Raw genomic sequence first — 17,527 nt, forward strand, 5'->3', positions numbered from 1 at the left:
ACTATATCTATTAACAAATGATCGGTTATAGATATGTTAATGACTAATCAATTTCACCTGATAGTTTTTTTTCAATGGCTGGATTACTGAGGTATTACCCGCTTTTGGTAAGTCAGGTGGCATAAAAGTTTCTGTCTGCTTATCAGAGAATGATAGTGATTTCATTAACAAATAAAGAAAATCGAAATCTCTCTGTTGCTGACAGTCGTTTTTGTCAGTTGGAAAAGGGTAAGTGATTATGACTAAGCAGTTTACTTCGCACTTAAACGTTGATGCGTTGTTTTTAGGCCCTAAATCAGAAAATGCGGTTTTTTTTAGAGAAATGATGGAATATGCCGTAAGTGAGCATATGCACTGGCGTTCTGATTTTCACCCAGAAGATCCCGCCTTGGTAACTTCAGTAGATCGTTATGAACCTGATTACAGAGAAACCCTTTATAGAACGGAGGGGATTCTGAACCAGCTCTCAGCAAAATTGAAAAACACCTCTGTTCCTTGGTTCTCTCCCCGTTATATGGGGCATATCAATGCTGATACTTTAATGGTTTCTAATCTCGCCTATGTCATGGCGATGATGTACAACCCTAACAATTGTGCTCATGAATCATCCCCGACAACTACCGAGCTGGAAATTGAAGCAGGGCTGGATTTGTGCCGGATGTTTGGCTATGACACCCGTCTGGCCTGGGGACATATCACATCCGGTGGAACCGTTGCCAACTATGAGGGATTATGGGTTGCACGTAATTTAAAAACTATGCCATTCGCCATCGCAAAACACCCGCAATCCTGTGATCTGGTCGAGAATAAATCAGAACAACAACTGTTGAATATGTCGTCATCAGATATTCTGGATCTGACTGATGAATTAAAACGGCGTGGTATTTTCGAAGAAATTCGTGAACTTTCTTGCCGTGGTATCGGGATAACGCAAGGAATGCTTGGCAAAGTTCTAGTTCCGCAGTCGAAGCATTATTCATGGATGAAAGCAATGGATGTTTTGGGGATCGGTCAAGAGCACATTGTTTCACTGCCGGTAGATGAAAACTATCGAACTGATGTTGAAAAAATGCGGGAAATCACGTTCAGCCTGATAGAGCAGGGCGAACCCATTTTAGCTATGGTGAGCGTCGTTGGAACCACTGAGGTCGGTGCCATTGATCGGGTTGATGAAGTTATTGCGTTACGCAAAGAGTGTGAAGAGCGTTATGGCGTCTCATTTTATTTGCATATTGATGCTGCTTATGCAGGGTATGCCAGCGCAATGTTTCTTAACGAGCAGGGTGAGTTGATGGAATATGATGAACTTATCCGCCGTTATCATGAATTAGACATTATCCCTGAAGATATTATTTGGCCTAAGCCTGAAATTTATCAAAGTTTCAGGGCGATGTGTCAGGCTGATTCGATTACCGTAGACCCGCATAAAGTTGGATTTATTCAATATGCAGCCGGTGCGGTATGTATGAAAGATAAGCGTATTGTTGACCTGATTTCCTACCGTGCCGCTTATGTGTTTGAAGACGTTGAGGCGCAATCCGCTAACCGGCATGTGGTACTTGGCGCTTCTATTATGGAGGGTTCAAAAGCCGGGGCTAGCGCAGCCGCACTTTGGGCTGCACACCGATTGGTTCCACTGAATATCAGCGGCTATGGCAAAGTGATTGCTTCCGGCATTGTGGCCGCCAATTGGATGATTAAAAAACTTTTAATGGCAGAACCCCTTGTTGTTGATAAACGCCGTTTTGAAATTCATGCCATGCCGCATCCTGATTTCCATATGGTCAATTTTACTTTTAAAGAGCAAGGCAATGGCGATCTGGGGCATCACAACCGCCTTAATAAACGGATGTATGAGCTTTGTTCATATGCCTCTGGCCGTACTTATACCAATGACTTTTTGACCTCTTCCACCTCTCTTGGTTATGGAGAATATGGGGATACTCCCTGGCATTACGTTGAAAGTTGTGGTTTCAGCCGGGAAGAATGGGAGAAAGTTCACAGCCTATATCTGTTACGTGCCGCAATTATGACCCATTGTTTGCGTAATACTGATGATTTTGACGAATATTGGGAACGGCTCCAGAAGATTTTTATTAAAAAACTGACTCAGATCGTTGATGAAGAAGAAAAAAAGAAAGATGCCTGATTTTCTATTATTAAACATTTACTGTTTATTTGAAGGGAAAAAATATGAAAAACCGTACCCTTGGAAGTACCTTTATCATAGCCGGGACTACGATTGGTGCTGGAATGCTGGCCATGCCATTGGCGACTGCCGGTGTAGGATTTGGTATAAGTTTTATCATGCTGGTTGGGTTGTGGGTGTTGATGAGTTATACCGCATTATTGATGGTCGAAGTTTATCAGTATGAGTATCCTGATACGGGGTTGGGAACGTTGGCCCAACGTTATCTTGGCAGTAGCGGTAAAATATTAGCCGGTTTCAGCATGATGTTTCTGATGTATGCGCTGACATCCGCATATATCAGTGGCGCAGGGGAATTATTGACAACCAACCTCAATAAATGGTTTGGTTTATCCTGGCCGGCTCCAATCGGTGTTGCGCTGTTTACTGTGATTGGTGGTGGAATTGTTTGCATTGGCACCAGTTCAGTAGATATGGTTAACCGGGTACTTTTCAGTGCAAAAATTATTTTCCTAATATTAATGCTAGGCCTGATGATACCGCATGTTCAGCATACCAACTTACTGACTATGCCATTAAAACAAGGCTTAGTATTATCCTCAATTCCTGTGATTTTCACCTCGTTTGGTTTTCACGGCAGTATTCCCAGCATTGTAAAATATATGAATGGAGATATACGTAAATTACGCTGGGTGTTTATTATCGGTAGCGCCATTCCGCTACTCTCTTATATTTTCTGGCAATTAGCAACGTTGGGCAGTATCAACTCCGTCACGTTTGTTGGTATTTTAGCTGAAAACTCAGGGCTGAATGGCTTATTACACAGTATTCGTGAAGTTGTTGCTTCGCCGAAAACTGAAATTTCAGTACAAATGTTTGCTAATCTGTCTCTCACTACCTCATTTCTTGGTGTTGCACTTGGTTTGTTTGATTTTCTGGGTGATCTGTTTAAACGCAAAAGTAATATCACAGGGCGTATGCAGACCGGTTTGCTGACTTTCGTTCCACCATTGGTTTTCGCTCTGTTTTATCCAAAAGGTTTTGTGATGGCTTTGGGATATGCCGCTGTCGCTTTGTCCATTTTGGCATTGGTATTACCCAGCCTGCTGGCATTTAGATCCCGCCAGCACAATCGTCAGCACAATGAACGCCGGTATCAGGTATTAGGTGGCAAGCCAGTACTGGCACTGGTATTTTCCTGTGGTGTTGCAGTGATAGCAATTCAGATCGCGCTTGTAAGTGGGATGCTGCCGAAAGTGGGATGAACATTCTGTTTTGAAGATAAGCTCTTTTTTGATCTGGAATGTATTCTCTGACAAACTGCCATATGAATTATCTGTATGGCAGACTTAATTTTCAGGATTGGATGTGTTTCCTGATGTATGTATTTGGAGTATTTCCCATATCCTGTCTTCTGAGTTTTACCCTGATTTAGATTTGTGATGTTGAAAGCAAGATAAGCATTTTAAAAACAAAAAAGAAAAATTAAACGTTATGATAATGATCAGTGTTTGACCTTACGAAAAGCGAATGTTGATTATAAGGAGTTGGATCATGGCAAAAGAACTATTTACAGCCACAGCAAAATCTGTAGCTGGATTGAAAGTTGAATGTACATCAAGAGATTTCTCCTTTTATTTAGATGAACCACGTAATTTAGGTGGTACTGATCAGGGGATGAATCCAGTTGAAGCTTTACTTTGTTCTCTGGGGGCCTGTAAATGTATCGTAGCAAAGGCTTTTGCTAAACTGCATAAAATTAATTTAATTGACATTCACATTGATCTGGAAGGGGAGCTTGATACTGATGGTTTCACTGGTAGAAATAAACAAGCAAAATTAGGATTTTCTAAAATAGTAACAAAATTTTATATTAAAGCCGATAATAGCGAAGAAGAAATTCACGCCTTTGTCGATTTTATTAATAAAACTTGCCCGGTTCATGACACCATTGAGAATACACCAAGTTTCGCCACTGAAATATACTGCGAATAATAGGCGTCGTGTTGAAATAATTCCACAAAGGAAATATTGTTTAAGTTAATTTAAAAATCCTCTACGATGAAGTGGAGGATTTTTTAACTCTTTATCCTGTTGATAATAATGTGATAATTAATTACTGCTGTTTAATAACGTAAACCGTAGTTATATTGCAACTTACGTTTTCTATGCCAACTTTAATATTTAAACCCTGTAAATAAGCTTGGCTTAATAGCTTATTGATGTTTTCAGAGCTTGAGCCTGACCAAATATAACCTGGTTTTCCACAGTTACCGACTAAATTTCCGCTGAATGTATAAAGATAATGTGCAGGATTATCCCAATCAGCTTTTATTTCTGCAACTCTAACAACGCCACTATTCGTTTCCGCTGAGAATGCGGGGGCACCAATCATACCAATGAAAATAAATAGCATAGATATCAATTTTTTCATACCCAACTCCTGATTAATAATAAAGAAAATATGACGCATTCGAAGTGTAAATTATGCAAATAATCTTTGCATCAACTTCATATTAATATAATAGGTTCCTCACCTGATAAATAATGCTATAAATTTACCCATTAAAATAAGAAGCTGATAAAAACAGCATGGTGATTTTATCTATAATAATAACATCAACATTATTTAAACATAATAAAAAACTCTATTAAAAAGTAAATATTTTCACCATTAAATTCAGTATTCACTAACTGGTTATATTAAAAAAACAGAAATCCATTCTTATAGCAAGCAATGAAAATTCACAGGAAAGTAGAGACTATTCACTCAATTAACTGCTGGTTTTGAGAAAAACGGCAGTTACAACGATGTGTTGATGATGGCATGCCCTATCTACCCACCATTTACAGAGCATATGGCTGCGGAAATTAAGTAAAAACGCCTGTTTTGCCAAAAGGTGGCCATTCTTCATGGCCACACTATGGATAAGGGTATCGCATGATTTTTGTGTTATGCCAATATTATATTGTCTGCGAACAGGCTATCCATACTGACGCCAACTAAAGTGACTGAGTTTTGCCCAAAGGTAAACACCAAATTATTGTCCACCATCTTAGCGTGATCCAAATAACTACTTTTTTCGTCACTGCTGCCTTCTGTGCCCAAGAATACCAGTTTGTCAGTTTTATTGTAGCCGTAAACAATATCTTGCCCAAAATCGCCGCTGAACAGGAAAGTATTGTTATTACCCTGACTTTTTAGCACATCGTTACCTTCACCGCCGACAAAGACATTATTATTGCCGAAACCGATCAGAGTATCGTCACCCTCCAGACCGAACAGCCAGGAGCCGGAGGTTTTGGAAGTGAGAGTATCATTTCCATCATTACCGGTTACCGAATTAGCGTACTGTTTCACTCCTTGGTTGGAGTGCAAACCGTCGGCTCTGACCTGCGAATCTACTGTTTTGGTCAGAAATAGCCACGTACTTTCCTTACTTCTTATTGTGGAGATATCCGTGGCAATAGTGATATCACCGTGGGCATCGCGCAGATACAATGTTCCCGCCTTGTCATAGGCTATTTCCGCGCCTTTTAACGACTTCTGTAGGTCAATGGTATTATGGCCTTTCCCACCAGCAATCATGTTAAATCCACCGTCGTCGCGGAATATATCATTACCGTTGAGGCCTTCCAGATAATCGTTTCCTTTGCCACCTTTGATCAGATCATTGCTGTTGGTACCGATAATGAAAGTACTGCCAGTATGTTTTTCCGCGTTCCGGTTTAAATCTTCCACCCAAGTATTGCCACGGGTGACGTTGGAAAGATTGCTGACGACAATCGTGGAGTCTTTATGGGTCAGGTCGTAGAACGTTGAATCCATAACCCGTTGCATACCGCTCTGATAGAAAGGTGTGACATGCGAAACCCAGGTTGATAGGTTGGCAATAGAAAAGGGGAGCAGATTCCACACGGTTGATGCGTAGTGATCGTTAAAATTGACAATATTATTTGTCGCTGAATCCTTTGGTGCATCATGCACACCTGCTGACGATGCAGTAGTGCTGGTGCCAGTCAGTACACGGAATACCGGGTCATTCTCATATCCCACGTTCAGCACCTTGTTACCTTTCTCATACTGCGATGGTGAGGCGAAGGTTATATAGTTCGATTGAGAGTAAAACCCACCCCATTTTGCCTCACTAGACTCCGCCATGCTATTTGCCGCTAACCCACCCAGACTATGGCCGCTGACCAGAACATCGCTCCCAGTCAGACCATGAGCTTTAGCGTAGTTGGCGACATGATCTAACAGTCGGCCGAAAGCGTTTGGCGTATAGTTATTCGAATATTCTGTTTTCCCTAAACCTACCAACACATTATTAATAATGTCGCCGAATACATCGGTGATTATTGATTCTCGAGGGCCGCTAGTGCCACGAAATGCAATACCGATTGAGGTCAGGTTACCATCAGCGTCATATTTCCCCATCACTTCTGCCTGGGCAGTGGAATGACTTGATTTTTCGCCATAAAAAGTGCCGCGGGCATCCGTTTTACCCTTATAGCCTAACTCATCAGCGCTGATAGTAAACCATCCCTCTCCGTTTAGTTTATCCCGTGCTTGTTTTTCCGCATCTGGGTTCCAGGGCAATTTAGTCGAGACCCCTTGTGAGGTCGTACTACCGATAAGTGCAGTTACCAGCGTTAATGGTATTCCCAAACCATAACCATAGTTATAATACCCTTCAGCAAATCCGCTGCCCAGATTATGGTAAGCATACCCGGAGATAGTTTTAGCGTCAGAAAATAACTCTTTAGAAGTTGTGTCATCAAAATCTTTATACTGGAAAACACCCATGATGCATATCCTTGTAAGGTTAAAATAAGGTTAAAAGAGTGTTCTAAAAATATTAACGAACTAGATAAGTATAGATCTATAAGAATCTTTTAAAGAGTAAGCATCTGTTAATTTATAAATTAGTGAGCCATCATGAAAATTTGACATTTTCGCAAGGAGTCTATTGCAAAAAAATTATTAATGTGCTAGATATCGCGCGAATGAGAATAAACATCCTGACACTTATATCATCGTTGATGGTTCGATAATGACTAAATGATAGATAGTGAATAGTCCACGCCATTATAAATAGAGATCTATTAATTCCATTTAATACTTATAATAAAAATGTGGATATGTGAATTCTAGTGGAGAAATTTTATCGCTGATTTATAACAGATTAATGTTGTGCAAATTTTAATACAGTTCAAAGATAAGCTGATCATAACTAAGTCGTTATTGTTAGTGCGATAGATTTTCTCTCTATAATGCGCTTTTTCCCATGTAGTTCTATCATTAAAAGGGCGCGTATTCCCAAACAGGATGGTCGAGACGAACATACGCGGAGGATATGGCAAGAACTTTATATGTATATATATACATGTAGTTAACATTACATTAAAATGATAAGTGCAATACAATAACAAACTGTTACATGTTGAGCGATACAACAGTTTGTTTTTACTTTCTTATATTGAATCAAACTTACATGAGAATGACATGATGACAGTATCTCCCAAACCCAACCTTCAACTTGTTTACGTATCTGATATCGAGCGTTCGACAGCCTTCTACCAGACACTTTTCAATTCTGAACCCGTATTTTCTAGCCCCCGCTATGTAGCATTTGCTGCCGACGACAAAGCACTGTTTGCTATTTGGTCTGGTGGAACCAAGCCAGATGTTGCTGTCCCGCGGTTCTCTGAGATCGGTATTATGTTGCCATCTCACGAAGATGTAGATCGCCTTTTTGAGGAATGGCGGAAGAACCCCGACATCAAAATCGTGCAGGAACCTTACACTGAAGTTTTTGGTCGTACTTTCCTCGTTGAAGACCCTGACGGTCATATTATTCGGGTATGCCCCCTAGATTAGTAAAAACCGCCGTAAACCCCCATTCTGACAGGGCGGGGGGGGATTCGAGCCACGAGAAGTGTGCCGGATCCTTGCTGCAAGCAAACAACCGTGCATATCAATATTCCATGAAATAGATTATTTTTCAGAATTGAAAATAATGTTTATTCACATCATTTTATTCCCTATTTTCCACTCTGTTATTTCTATTAAATTAAACACTTTAAAATCTAAAAAATCGATAATCAATATAACCATTTCAGGTTAATCATGATGAAACCCATAATTAACCTTTTAATTAAATCTATATTTTATTTTTTCTGACTAATCAGAATTTCACGGCAAAAATAACAGTTTAAAAAATAGGACAAGTATGAAAATACACTTTAATCACAATGCGTAATTTTTAATTTAATCTTTAAATACAAGAGGTTGAATAAATTTAAAAGAGTTTATATATTATATTTAACCCCATCAGTATTGCATTAAATCAATATACATGAGAACTTATTTACCAGCCGATACACAGAGGATTTTAAATATCATCAAATGTGTCACAGTATATTAAATTTTTATAAATAGACGTTAATTGTTCTCTTCGTCTATCTCATCTTGTTCGGTTATTCAATCAGGTTTGGTGCGGTTTAACGTAAGTTTGCACTTCCTGTCATATATATAAGGTATAAAGGTGCCATGAATACTCAACGTAAGCTTGATAAAGTGAGACCGCCCCGAGTTCAGATTACTTATGATGTTGAATTAGGTGGTGCGGTCGAGAAAAAAGAATTGCCTTTGGTTATTGGTGTCATTGGTCAATTTGCTGAACAATCAATTCCTATGCGTGAACGTCGTTTCATGCATATTGATAAAGATAATTTTAATGCGGTGATGGAAGGTCTGACTCCTTCATTGGAATTACAGGTTGAAAGTGCACTGCCTGGTCAAAGTGGATTTCTTAATGTCGATTTGCAATTTAAATCAATGGCAGACTTTACCCCAGAGAATTTGGCGAAGCAGATTGAACCGTTGCGTAATTTGCTGGAGATTCGCAGCAAATTAAGTGATCTGAAAGGCCGTGCATTGAGCAATGAAAAATTGCGTGACCGTCTGGCAGAAATTCTTGCTGAACATGCGGACAAATTACCGCAAGTAAATAATGAAGAGACAGAAACGCCAGCCACAGAAAATACGGCGGATGACGTTACTCCGGAAAATAACAATGCACAGTGAGGAAAACATGGAACAGAGCGTTGTTGAACAGCAAGAATTGAAAACGGCGGAAGCAAGTGGTGATTTTCTTGATCAGATTATTGATAACACCCACGCTATTCGCCGGGAAGCCGATCGTGATCGGGTCAAAAGCCAGCTCGACCAGTTTCTGGCCGAAGTAACGTCAGGCTCGCTGGTGGTTTCTGGTGATTTAGTAAACAGCATTGAGGAACGTATCGCAGCAATTGACGCGCTGATGTCCGCTCAACTGAGCCTGGTGTTACATCACCCGGAATTCCAGCGTCTGGAATCATCCTGGGTAGGGCTTAAAGGATTACTCGACCAGAGTGAAACGGATAATACCCAGATCAGAATGCTAAATGCGACAAAAACCGATTTGATTAAAGATTTTAAATCGGCGTCTGATTTCGATCAGTCAATGTTGTTTAAGAATGTTTACGAATATGAGTACGGCACTTTTGGTGGTGAACCTTATTCAGCATTTGTCGGTGATTTTGACTTTGATAACAGCCCGGAAGATCTTTACTTACTAGAGCAAATTTCCCATGTGGCAGCAGCAGCCCATGCCCCGTTTATCAGTTCAGCCAACGCAGGCATGTTGGGGCTGAATGATTTTGGTGAACTGCCTCGTCCACGCGATTTATCCAAATTGTTTGAAACGTCAGATTATCTGCGCTGGAAACGTTTCCGGGAATCTGATGATTCCCGCTATGTCGGCTTGACATTGCCGCGGGTGATTGGCCGTTTACCTTACGGGGCGAAAACCATCCCGGTTGAACAGTTCTGTTTCGAGGAACAAGTAAAAGAAGGGAGCAGCAGCAGTTATCTGTGGATTAACGCCGCTTATGCACTGGCGGGCCGTATGGTGGCCGCATTTGAACAATATGGTTGGTGCGCAGCGATTCGCGGTGTGGAAGGTGGAGGATTAGTAGAGGCATTGCCGACCCATCATTACGCCTCTGTATCCGGTGAAAAGATGTTGCAATGTCCAACTGAGGTGGCCATTTCTGATCGCCGTGAAAGAGAGTTGGCAGAATTAGGGTTCATTCCTCTGGTTTATTATAAAGGTACTGACTATGCCGCCTTTTTCTCGGTGCAGTCGCCTAATAAACCGAGGAAATATAATTCTGACCTGGCAAATGCCAACGCAAAATTATCAACACAATTGCAATACATTATGACGACTTCCCGTTTCGCCCATTATTTGAAAATGATCGTGCGTGACAAAGTGGGCAGTTTTATGTCTCGCGGAGAATGTCAGTCTTATCTGCAAAGTTGGATTAACCAATATATTGTTGGCTCTGATACCGTCGGCGCAGAAATTAAAGCCAGCCATCCATTACGCGAGGCAAGGGTTGATATTATTGACGTTCCAGGAGCACCGGGAACATATCGAGCGATAGCTTATTTAAGGCCACATTTCCAATTAGAAGGATTAAGTATGTCTTTACGGCTGGTTGCTGATTTGCCACCGTCATCGGCTGCCTGATTATTCTATTTATTAAAATTTGTCCTATTTATTTTTATTTATTATAACTAACTGGAGTAGTTAATTATGAGTTCTTCAATTTTTTTACAAATTGACAGTATTAACGGCGAGAGTACCGACAGCAAGCATAAAGACTGGATTGAGCTGGAGCATGTCAACTTTGGTGCGTTCAACCACGCACGTATCGCAGACAGTGGTAAACGTAAGATTACCGTTGGTGCAGCGGGTTTCCGTACCATTGATTGTGTGAAGGTGATGGACATCAGTTCTATCAAATTGTTGTCCGCAGTGGCGCAGGGCACGGCGATTAAGAAAGTGAAACTGGAAATCTGTACGATTTTTAAAGGGGAAATGCATCCTTACGCAGAAGTTGAAATGGACGAATGTATTATCTCCGACGTCCATGAAACCTGTTCACGTGGTGGTGAATTCCCACAAGAGCAGTTTTCTATCACCTATTCCAAAATTAAATGGACATTCACACCACTTAGCCCAGACGGAACCAAAGGCAGCAAAGCAGGTCCAGAAGGTTGGGATCTTATCGAGAACAAGAAACAATAATTTTACTGTTTACTGCCGGCCTTTGGTCGGCGGTTTCTACCCAGAAAAATATTATGATTCAGCCCTCATTTCTCCATCGTCTTAAAGACGATTATCCACAAGATGAAAAACGTGGTGTAACACTGAGCTGGTCACGTCAGGAGGTTTTGAAAAGCCTAATCTTCGATTTGAGTATGCTGTTTTCATCAAGACCGATCTCGGCAATTTCACCATTATTTGGTGAATTGCCGAAATCAGTTTTAAATTATGGTGTTTCCGATGTCATTAATGTGGATATTTCCGATAATGAACGTATTGATGCACTAAGTAATAATATTTACCAGGCTATTTCCTGGTTCGAGACACGCTTAAAAAATGTCGTTATTACATTACAGAAAAATACGCCGGAGAGTATTACTTTCTGGGTGAATGGAAACTTTTTTAATGAACAGGTGGTGTTTTCTATTTCATGGAGTAGTACCGCTTATACCTATTCAATTTCATGGGATAAATAACAATAAACAACATGATGCTATTACCACAGAAAATACTGACTTATTACAACCGGGAATTAAATTATTTAAGACAATATGGTGTTGCGTTTTCTCAGCATTTTCCCAAAATTGCTAAACGCCTTGGGTTCTCGGAGGGTGTTTCCGAAGATCCGCACGTAGAACGTCTGGTGGAATCTTTTGCTTTTCTGACAGCAAAGATCCATCAACGTATTGATGAAGACATGCCGGAGCTCAGTACTTCAATGTTGGAAGTACTGGCACCGCAGTTTTTACGTCAGGTACCGTCGGTATCGCTGGTGCAGTTTCAACAAGATCCGCAGACATCCGGCGTTACCGGGATGATGACAATCGCGCGGCATACACCATTGATTTCTCAGCCGGCAGGCGATGTAGCATGCCATTTCCGCACAGTATATCCATTGGAAATGTTGCCATTGGATTTAACACACACGGAGCTGACACCAGACCCTTATGACCGGGATTTTATCTTAACGTTGAATTTTACATTGTGGCCAGGTGCCAGTTTTCAGGCTCAACATATCCGTTTGTACTTACATGGTGCACCGATGCTAACTCATAGCTTGTATGAATTGCTGTCGGCACAAGTTAAGCAGCTGGAATGCCGGTTGGGTGAGCGTACATTCAGCATGAATAGTCGGGATATTCACGTGGTGGGTTTTGACCCACAAGACAACTTGTGTGCCGATGATTTATTGATAAACCCGGTTCATCACTTGTTCCGCGATTATTTCAGTTTTCCGGAAAGATTTTTGTTTCTGGATATTCCGTTACCTGATGCCGGTTTGATCTCCAGTTCATCAGGCGGGTTGCAATATCGTTTCCGGCTTAAGGATTGCATAGCGTTGCGTCGTATTGAACGTATGAGTGATAAAGTCAGCAACGAAACCTTCCGGTTGAATTGCGTCCCCATCGTCAATCTGTTTCCTCATCAGGCGGAGCCGATTATTCCGCTGGAAACCGAGCATGAATATCTGGTTCAGCCGGATGCACGTCGTCCACAAAGTATGGAAGTCTATACCATCGATCAGGTTGAGGTTGTCAGCCGTCAGCAGGAGCAATTAAGTTCCAGACTGATGCCATCGTTATTTGGCATTGAACATACGCAATATGACGAGCAGATTCCGTTGTTCTGGCAGGCGTCACCGCGCCCCTCACTAAGACATGACGACACAGGGATGAATATGTTCATCGGCTTTTCTGATAGTCACGGCGAACATCTGAAACCAGAAACCGATGTGGTGATATTGAGTCTGACCTGTACCAACCGCGATGTACCACAGCAGTTGAGTAATGGTCATCCTGACGGGGATTTTGAATCGGAAAGTGCCCTGCCAGGTGTAAAAATTCTGGGATTGATCCGCCCCCGATTGCCGGTACGTCCACAACCAAGCTGTGCGTTGAACTGGCGGCTGGTGTCACAACTCAATTTGAACCAAATGTTGCTGAGTGGTCCGCAGGGAGTTCAGTGCTTAAAAGAAACGCTGGAACTCTACAACCTGCTCAGTGATCCGGCCATATCGAGGTTGATTGCACAGTTACAGCAGATTGCTATTGCGCCGGTAAGTGCACGCTTAAACCCCGCCGACCCTTATTCTCTGGCGCGGGGGCTGGAGGTAACGCTGACCTTTCAGGCACAGGCGGGAGAGTTTGTCGATTTTTATCTGTTTTGCAGTCTGTTGGAACGTTTTATCGCTATGTATGCGCCAATTAACAGCTTCACGCAAACTGTTACACAGTTAGAGACGGTTAATAATAGTGCGCGTCGCTGGCCACGCCGCAGCGGGAAACTGACATGGCTTTAGCAAGCAATAATGCAGAAAACAAGGTGCGTTTAGCGGGTGGTCGTTTTTATCAGAATGTACGTCGGTTGCTTAAACGCCATCGTCAAAATGAAGAAACAGTGATCATCCCTGATGATGTGGTGCAATTTAGCTCAGTACCAACACTGGAGGCACCGGAAAGGGAAGTAGAATCCCTGAGACCTCCGCAAGAGGGGCATGAACAGTATCGTATGGCGGTACATCACTTTGGCCTGTTAGGGACTTTTGGTGCATTACCGTTACGCTATACCGAATGGCTGATCGACAGGCGTTATCGCTATGGTGATGAATCAGCTCAGGCGTTTCTTGATATTTTTACTCATCGGCTGCTGAGTTTGCGTTTTCAGGCATGGCAGAAATACCGGTTATACGTCAACGCAGAACTGCAAGGCTTTCAGGCACTACCAGCGGTCATTGCGGCATCAGCCGGGCAATTGACCGACAACGAAACCCAACGCACTCATCCTGCTTGTGTTGGGTTACTGGCGACACCGGTTCGCACAATGGTGAACTTGCAGCATCTGTTACAGCGGGAATTTAACATGCCGGTCAGTATTCATCCCTTCAAAGGGCGCTGGCAATATGCTGAACCGGCACATTGTTGTTGCCTGGGCCGCAGTTTGTTGGGTGATAACCCGATGTTGGGTCAAGCTTATTGGGATATCCAGTCAGGGTTTCATATTCAGTTGGGGCCGTTTGCCGCCTGGCAGCACGCCGCTTTTATGCCGGGAAATGAAAAATATCGCAGATTGACGCAGTGGGTGTGGCAATTTGCCGGGCCGCTACTCTCTTTTTCGCTGGAATTACTGGTGCAACATAGTGGGCAGGGCAATATGTTAAATGGCAGCCGCCGATTGGGGTGGGATGGTTGTTTAGGGGATACCGGAGATAGCAATATTCAGCGGGTTTATTTGGCTGAATGTGCGAGTCCTTACGCGGTTTGAATAAAAAATGCAGGTGAAAATATGCTGTTAGGGCAAAAAAATCGTTTTTTACAGGTTATCGGTAGCCTGTCGGATATTGTGGCGCTGAGTAAAATCGAAGGTGAAGAACACCTGTCTCAGCCTTATTTATTTTCTGTTCAGCTCTATTCCAGCGCAGACTGGGACAAGCTGGAACCTTATATCGGTAAACCACTGGCATTTCGTATTGGTGAAGCGCCAAATTACCGTATTGTGCATGGCATATTGACTGAATTACAGCAACAAGGTTTTACCGACGGCCAGTTTTGTTATCAGGCACGCATTGAACCGTGGCTGAAAATGCTGATTTTAACCCGCAATCTGCGCGTTTATCAGCGCATCAGTGTGCCGGATATGGTATGCGATATTTTCCGTAAACGTGGGTTTAACGACGTTGAACTGGCGTTAAAAAGCCGTTATCCGAAGCTTGAATATTGTATGCAATACAAGGAATCGGATTTTGATTTTGTGACGCGCCAGCTGGAACAGGCGGGTATTTTCTATTTCTTCCGCCATGAAGAGGGACGTCATGTACTGGTGCTGGCTGATCACCCTTCGACGTTTACTAATGCGCCTTTAGCCGTATTGCCGTATCAATCGAAGATCGGCGATCAGCAAGGATATGGGTTACGCGCCTGGCATACTCATCGCATGATTATCCCAGGTTCAGCGGAAATGAATGGTTATAATGTTAAAAACGCCGCAGCAGTCAGCGCCAGCGCCAAAGCAAACAGCGGCTATTCCGTCAATCCGAAGCTTTCTATTTATGACGACCGACGTCAGGAGGAGCGTAATCAACTGGAAGCACAGGCGGCGCTGTGTATGGAACAGTGGGAATCACAGTCACATTACGCGCGTGCCGCTAACAGTTATCCCGGTTTACAGGTTGGACATCAGTTTACGCTGAAAGGGCACGCCAGTGCCGATGGTCGGTATGCGGTGGGCCACCAGCAATTAAAAGCGGAAAGTAACCTGGAAGAAGGCGGATTACTGTTTTCATCTCAAGTCGCTTTATTTCCGGCGAATAAAGTATTTCGTCCACGTCCTTCTGTTATTCGTCCCTCTATTTCCGGTGTGTTGTCTGCGCTGGTTGTTGGTCCATCGTCAGAAGAGATCCATACCGATGCGCAAGGGCGTATCAAAATCCAGTTTTACTGGGATAAAGAACACAAGAAAGATGATGACAGTTCCTGTTGGGTACGCGTGAGCCAATTCTGGAATGGCGCAAAGTTTGGGGCGCAATTTGTGCCACGTGTGGGTAGTGAAGTACTGGTGAGTTTTGTTGACGGCGACCCGGATAGTCCGTTAGTTACCGGAACGGTGTTTAACGGAGTGAAGACGCCCCCGTTTGCGTTGCCAGGGCAGAAAACGCAAAGCGGCATTGCCACGCGCAGTAGCGCAAAAGGTACGGTGGAGCAAGGGCATCAGCTTTGTTTCGAAGATAAAAAAGGTGAAGAATTTATTTTGCTTCATTCACAAAAAGATATGCGCCTGAAAGTAAAAAATGATTTTTCGGCGCAGATCGATCGCAACGCGCAATGGGAAATCGAAGAAAAACGCGATACCCAAATTAAAAAGGGCAATGACACGTTAATCCTGAGTGAAGGCAACGCGTTAACCGAAGTGAAAAAAGGTGATAAGAAGCAAACACTGGATCGCGGCAATTTCACCACTACCGTTAGCGCAGGTAATTACGCGCTGGAAGTATCTAGAGGCAACGTTAAAATTAATGCGGGTCAGAAATGCTCCATTACCGCAAGTCAGGGGATTGAGCTGAAAGTCGGAGCCAGCAAATTGTCGCTTACCCCAGCGGGGATCACCATCAAAGCGCCGTCTGTCACGGTAGAAGGTTCAGGAAAACTGGCGTTAAAGAGTAGCGGTATAGCGGAACTCACCGGGACTACGGTAAAAGTAGCAGGCAGCGCAATGGCACAATTAAAAGGCGGCATTGTTCAAGTGGATGCTACCGGCATTGCTATGGTGAAAGGGATTTTGACCAAGATTGGTTAATAGCAAGATCAACGAATAACAAGAGCTTAGAACAATGGTTAAATTACGACACTGCCGGCTTTCTCCACAGGCGGAATGGGTATTACAGCAACATGCAGTACACGAACAGAATTTATCGGCGCTCAATAAGGAAATGTTGTGGCAGGACGCGGTGTTCTACACCATTTTCATGTTGCCTTACACTCAGGCTTTGGAACTGGCACTGACATTTATCTCCCGCGTTTACGAACGAGACCTGATACAAGAGCAGCGTTTATTGCTGCAACAGGTACGGCACTGGCGCACGAATGGTGGTGATCCGCTACGTCATGAATTGTTCGAACAGGCGCAGATTGTGGGGTTTGATAACCCGATTTCCTGTCTGGTGCTTTCAGTTTTCTGGAGTGAAGGCAGTATGACAACACCCGATCTGGAAGCGGTCTATCCGCAACCGTGGCAATCACTTGCGGTATTGGCAGATACGTTGTGTCTGATCCTGCATGTATATGGCGAACAACCGGAACAGCAAGCGCTGTACATTGAGCAATTTTTTCAACTGGCACACAGTCAACTGAAGCAATTGCCACCGTCACAGGATCAGGGACGCAAAAACTATCTGTATCATGAAGCCACGTTATAAGGAGAATAATGATGCCAATGCCAGCAGCCCGTGTGGCTGATATGCATATTTGTCCCATGATGTCGCCGGCAGTACCACCAATACCCCATGTGGGTGGACCCATTATGCCGCCAGGCGTACCAACGGTACTGATTGGTGGTTTGCCGGCAGCAACAATGGGATCACTGTTGGTGTGTGTCGGACCGCCGGATACGGTGGTGATGGGCAGCCCGACCGTGTTGATTGGTGGGAGGCCCGCAGCCAGACTCGGTGATCTGTGCGCACATGGCGGCACAATTACCACAGGTTACCCGCTGGTGATTATTGCCTGAA

At 43.2% G+C, this 17,527-nt stretch carries 15 protein-coding genes; 13 read left to right on the forward strand and 2 right to left on the reverse strand.

Going from position 1 to position 17,527, the window contains the following annotated elements:
• Nucleotides 1-238 precede the first annotated feature (238 nt).
• The 3 genes from ACUN2T_RS13270 (at nt 239) to ACUN2T_RS13280 (ending at nt 4,144) form a co-directional block, all read left to right on the forward strand.
• On the forward strand, nt 239-2,149 hold the full coding sequence (locus ACUN2T_RS13270; protein WP_445493494.1) for a pyridoxal phosphate-dependent decarboxylase family protein: 1,911 nt from the start codon (nt 239-241) through the stop codon (nt 2,147-2,149).
• Between the two features lie 44 nt (nt 2,150-2,193).
• Nucleotides 2,194-3,414, forward strand: coding sequence for a tyrosine transporter TyrP (tyrP, locus tag ACUN2T_RS13275; RefSeq protein WP_445493495.1), 1,221 nt, complete (start codon nt 2,194-2,196; stop codon nt 3,412-3,414).
• A 289-nt stretch (nt 3,415-3,703) separates the two neighbouring features.
• The gene (locus tag ACUN2T_RS13280) at nt 3,704-4,144 is read left to right on the forward strand and encodes an OsmC family protein (RefSeq protein WP_166291268.1); all 441 of its coding nucleotides are present in this window, start codon (nt 3,704-3,706) and stop codon (nt 4,142-4,144) included.
• Nucleotides 4,145-4,265: 121 nt separating this feature from the next.
• On the opposite strand, the gene ACUN2T_RS13285 is transcribed toward ACUN2T_RS13280, so the two are convergent.
• Both ACUN2T_RS13285 and ACUN2T_RS13290 read right to left on the reverse strand, forming a co-directional pair.
• Nucleotides 4,266-4,583, reverse strand: a complete 318-nt coding sequence (locus tag ACUN2T_RS13285) for a hypothetical protein (RefSeq protein ID WP_445493496.1) — start codon at nt 4,581-4,583, stop codon at nt 4,266-4,268.
• A gap of 519 nt (nt 4,584-5,102) precedes the next feature.
• On the reverse strand, nt 5,103-6,956 hold the full coding sequence (locus tag ACUN2T_RS13290) for a polyurethane esterase (RefSeq protein ID WP_445493497.1): 1,854 nt from the start codon (nt 6,954-6,956) through the stop codon (nt 5,103-5,105).
• 699 nt (nt 6,957-7,655) lie between these two features.
• Between ACUN2T_RS13290 and ACUN2T_RS13295 the strand changes: the two genes are divergently transcribed.
• The 10 genes from ACUN2T_RS13295 (at nt 7,656) to ACUN2T_RS13340 (ending at nt 17,526) form a co-directional block, all read left to right on the forward strand.
• Nucleotides 7,656-8,030, forward strand: a complete 375-nt coding sequence (locus ACUN2T_RS13295; protein WP_445493498.1) for a VOC family protein — start codon at nt 7,656-7,658, stop codon at nt 8,028-8,030.
• 672 nt (nt 8,031-8,702) lie between these two features.
• On the forward strand, nt 8,703-9,239 hold the full coding sequence (gene tssB / locus ACUN2T_RS13300; RefSeq protein ID WP_445493499.1) for a type VI secretion system contractile sheath small subunit: 537 nt from the start codon (nt 8,703-8,705) through the stop codon (nt 9,237-9,239).
• Between the two features lie 7 nt (nt 9,240-9,246).
• A complete protein-coding gene (tssC, locus tag ACUN2T_RS13305; RefSeq protein ID WP_445497875.1) occupies nt 9,247-10,728 on the forward strand; it encodes a type VI secretion system contractile sheath large subunit in 1,482 nt (493 codons plus the stop codon).
• Between the two features lie 66 nt (nt 10,729-10,794).
• Nucleotides 10,795-11,289 carry an Hcp family type VI secretion system effector gene (locus ACUN2T_RS13310; RefSeq protein ID WP_445493500.1) on the forward strand — a complete coding sequence of 165 codons (495 nt, stop codon included), beginning with the start codon at nt 10,795-10,797 and terminating at the stop codon, nt 11,287-11,289.
• Nucleotides 11,290-11,342: 53 nt separating this feature from the next.
• On the forward strand, nt 11,343-11,783 hold the full coding sequence (locus ACUN2T_RS13315; RefSeq protein ID WP_445493501.1) for a type VI secretion system baseplate subunit TssE: 441 nt from the start codon (nt 11,343-11,345) through the stop codon (nt 11,781-11,783).
• Between the two features lie 11 nt (nt 11,784-11,794).
• On the forward strand, nt 11,795-13,606 hold the full coding sequence (gene tssF, locus ACUN2T_RS13320; RefSeq protein WP_445493502.1) for a type VI secretion system baseplate subunit TssF: 1,812 nt from the start codon (nt 11,795-11,797) through the stop codon (nt 13,604-13,606).
• Entirely contained in the window at nt 13,597-14,568 is a 972-nt protein-coding gene (gene tssG, locus ACUN2T_RS13325; RefSeq protein ID WP_445493503.1) for a type VI secretion system baseplate subunit TssG, read from the forward strand. The genes tssF and tssG overlap by 10 nt, the downstream gene beginning before the upstream one ends.
• Before the next feature lie 21 nt (nt 14,569-14,589).
• On the forward strand, nt 14,590-16,596 hold the full coding sequence (locus tag ACUN2T_RS13330; protein ID WP_445493504.1) for a type VI secretion system Vgr family protein: 2,007 nt from the start codon (nt 14,590-14,592) through the stop codon (nt 16,594-16,596).
• Between the two features lie 34 nt (nt 16,597-16,630).
• Nucleotides 16,631-17,215: a DUF6931 family protein gene (locus ACUN2T_RS13335; protein WP_445493505.1), complete on the forward strand. Its 585-nt coding sequence runs from the start codon at nt 16,631-16,633 to the stop codon at nt 17,213-17,215.
• Between the two features lie 11 nt (nt 17,216-17,226).
• Nucleotides 17,227-17,526 carry a PAAR domain-containing protein gene (locus ACUN2T_RS13340; RefSeq protein WP_445497876.1) on the forward strand — a complete coding sequence of 100 codons (300 nt, stop codon included), beginning with the start codon at nt 17,227-17,229 and terminating at the stop codon, nt 17,524-17,526.
• Nucleotide 17,527 lies beyond the last annotated feature (1 nt).

The organism is Photorhabdus machadonis, assembly GCF_052657765.1.

Excerpts from the sequence above, each read along its gene's own strand:
- ACUN2T_RS13270 (WP_445493494.1), top strand. The coding sequence starts at position 239 with ATGACTAAGCAGTTTACTTCGCACTTAAACGTTGATGCGTTGTTTTTA.
- tyrP (WP_445493495.1), top strand. The coding sequence starts at position 2,194 with ATGAAAAACCGTACCCTTGGAAGTACCTTTATCATAGCCGGGACTACG.
- ACUN2T_RS13280 (WP_166291268.1), top strand. The coding sequence starts at position 3,704 with ATGGCAAAAGAACTATTTACAGCCACAGCAAAATCTGTAGCTGGATTG.
- ACUN2T_RS13285 (WP_445493496.1), bottom strand. The coding sequence starts at position 4,583 with ATGAAAAAATTGATATCTATGCTATTTATTTTCATTGGTATGATTGGT.
- ACUN2T_RS13290 (WP_445493497.1), bottom strand. The coding sequence starts at position 6,956 with ATGGGTGTTTTCCAGTATAAAGATTTTGATGACACAACTTCTAAAGAG.
- ACUN2T_RS13295 (WP_445493498.1), top strand. The coding sequence starts at position 7,656 with ATGATGACAGTATCTCCCAAACCCAACCTTCAACTTGTTTACGTATCT.
- tssB (WP_445493499.1), top strand. The coding sequence starts at position 8,703 with ATGAATACTCAACGTAAGCTTGATAAAGTGAGACCGCCCCGAGTTCAG.
- tssC (WP_445497875.1), top strand. The coding sequence starts at position 9,247 with ATGGAACAGAGCGTTGTTGAACAGCAAGAATTGAAAACGGCGGAAGCA.
- ACUN2T_RS13310 (WP_445493500.1), top strand. The coding sequence starts at position 10,795 with ATGAGTTCTTCAATTTTTTTACAAATTGACAGTATTAACGGCGAGAGT.
- ACUN2T_RS13315 (WP_445493501.1), top strand. The coding sequence starts at position 11,343 with ATGATTCAGCCCTCATTTCTCCATCGTCTTAAAGACGATTATCCACAA.
- tssF (WP_445493502.1), top strand. The coding sequence starts at position 11,795 with ATGATGCTATTACCACAGAAAATACTGACTTATTACAACCGGGAATTA.
- tssG (WP_445493503.1), top strand. The coding sequence starts at position 13,597 with ATGGCTTTAGCAAGCAATAATGCAGAAAACAAGGTGCGTTTAGCGGGT.
- ACUN2T_RS13330 (WP_445493504.1), top strand. The coding sequence starts at position 14,590 with ATGCTGTTAGGGCAAAAAAATCGTTTTTTACAGGTTATCGGTAGCCTG.
- ACUN2T_RS13335 (WP_445493505.1), top strand. The coding sequence starts at position 16,631 with ATGGTTAAATTACGACACTGCCGGCTTTCTCCACAGGCGGAATGGGTA.
- ACUN2T_RS13340 (WP_445497876.1), top strand. The coding sequence starts at position 17,227 with ATGCCAATGCCAGCAGCCCGTGTGGCTGATATGCATATTTGTCCCATG.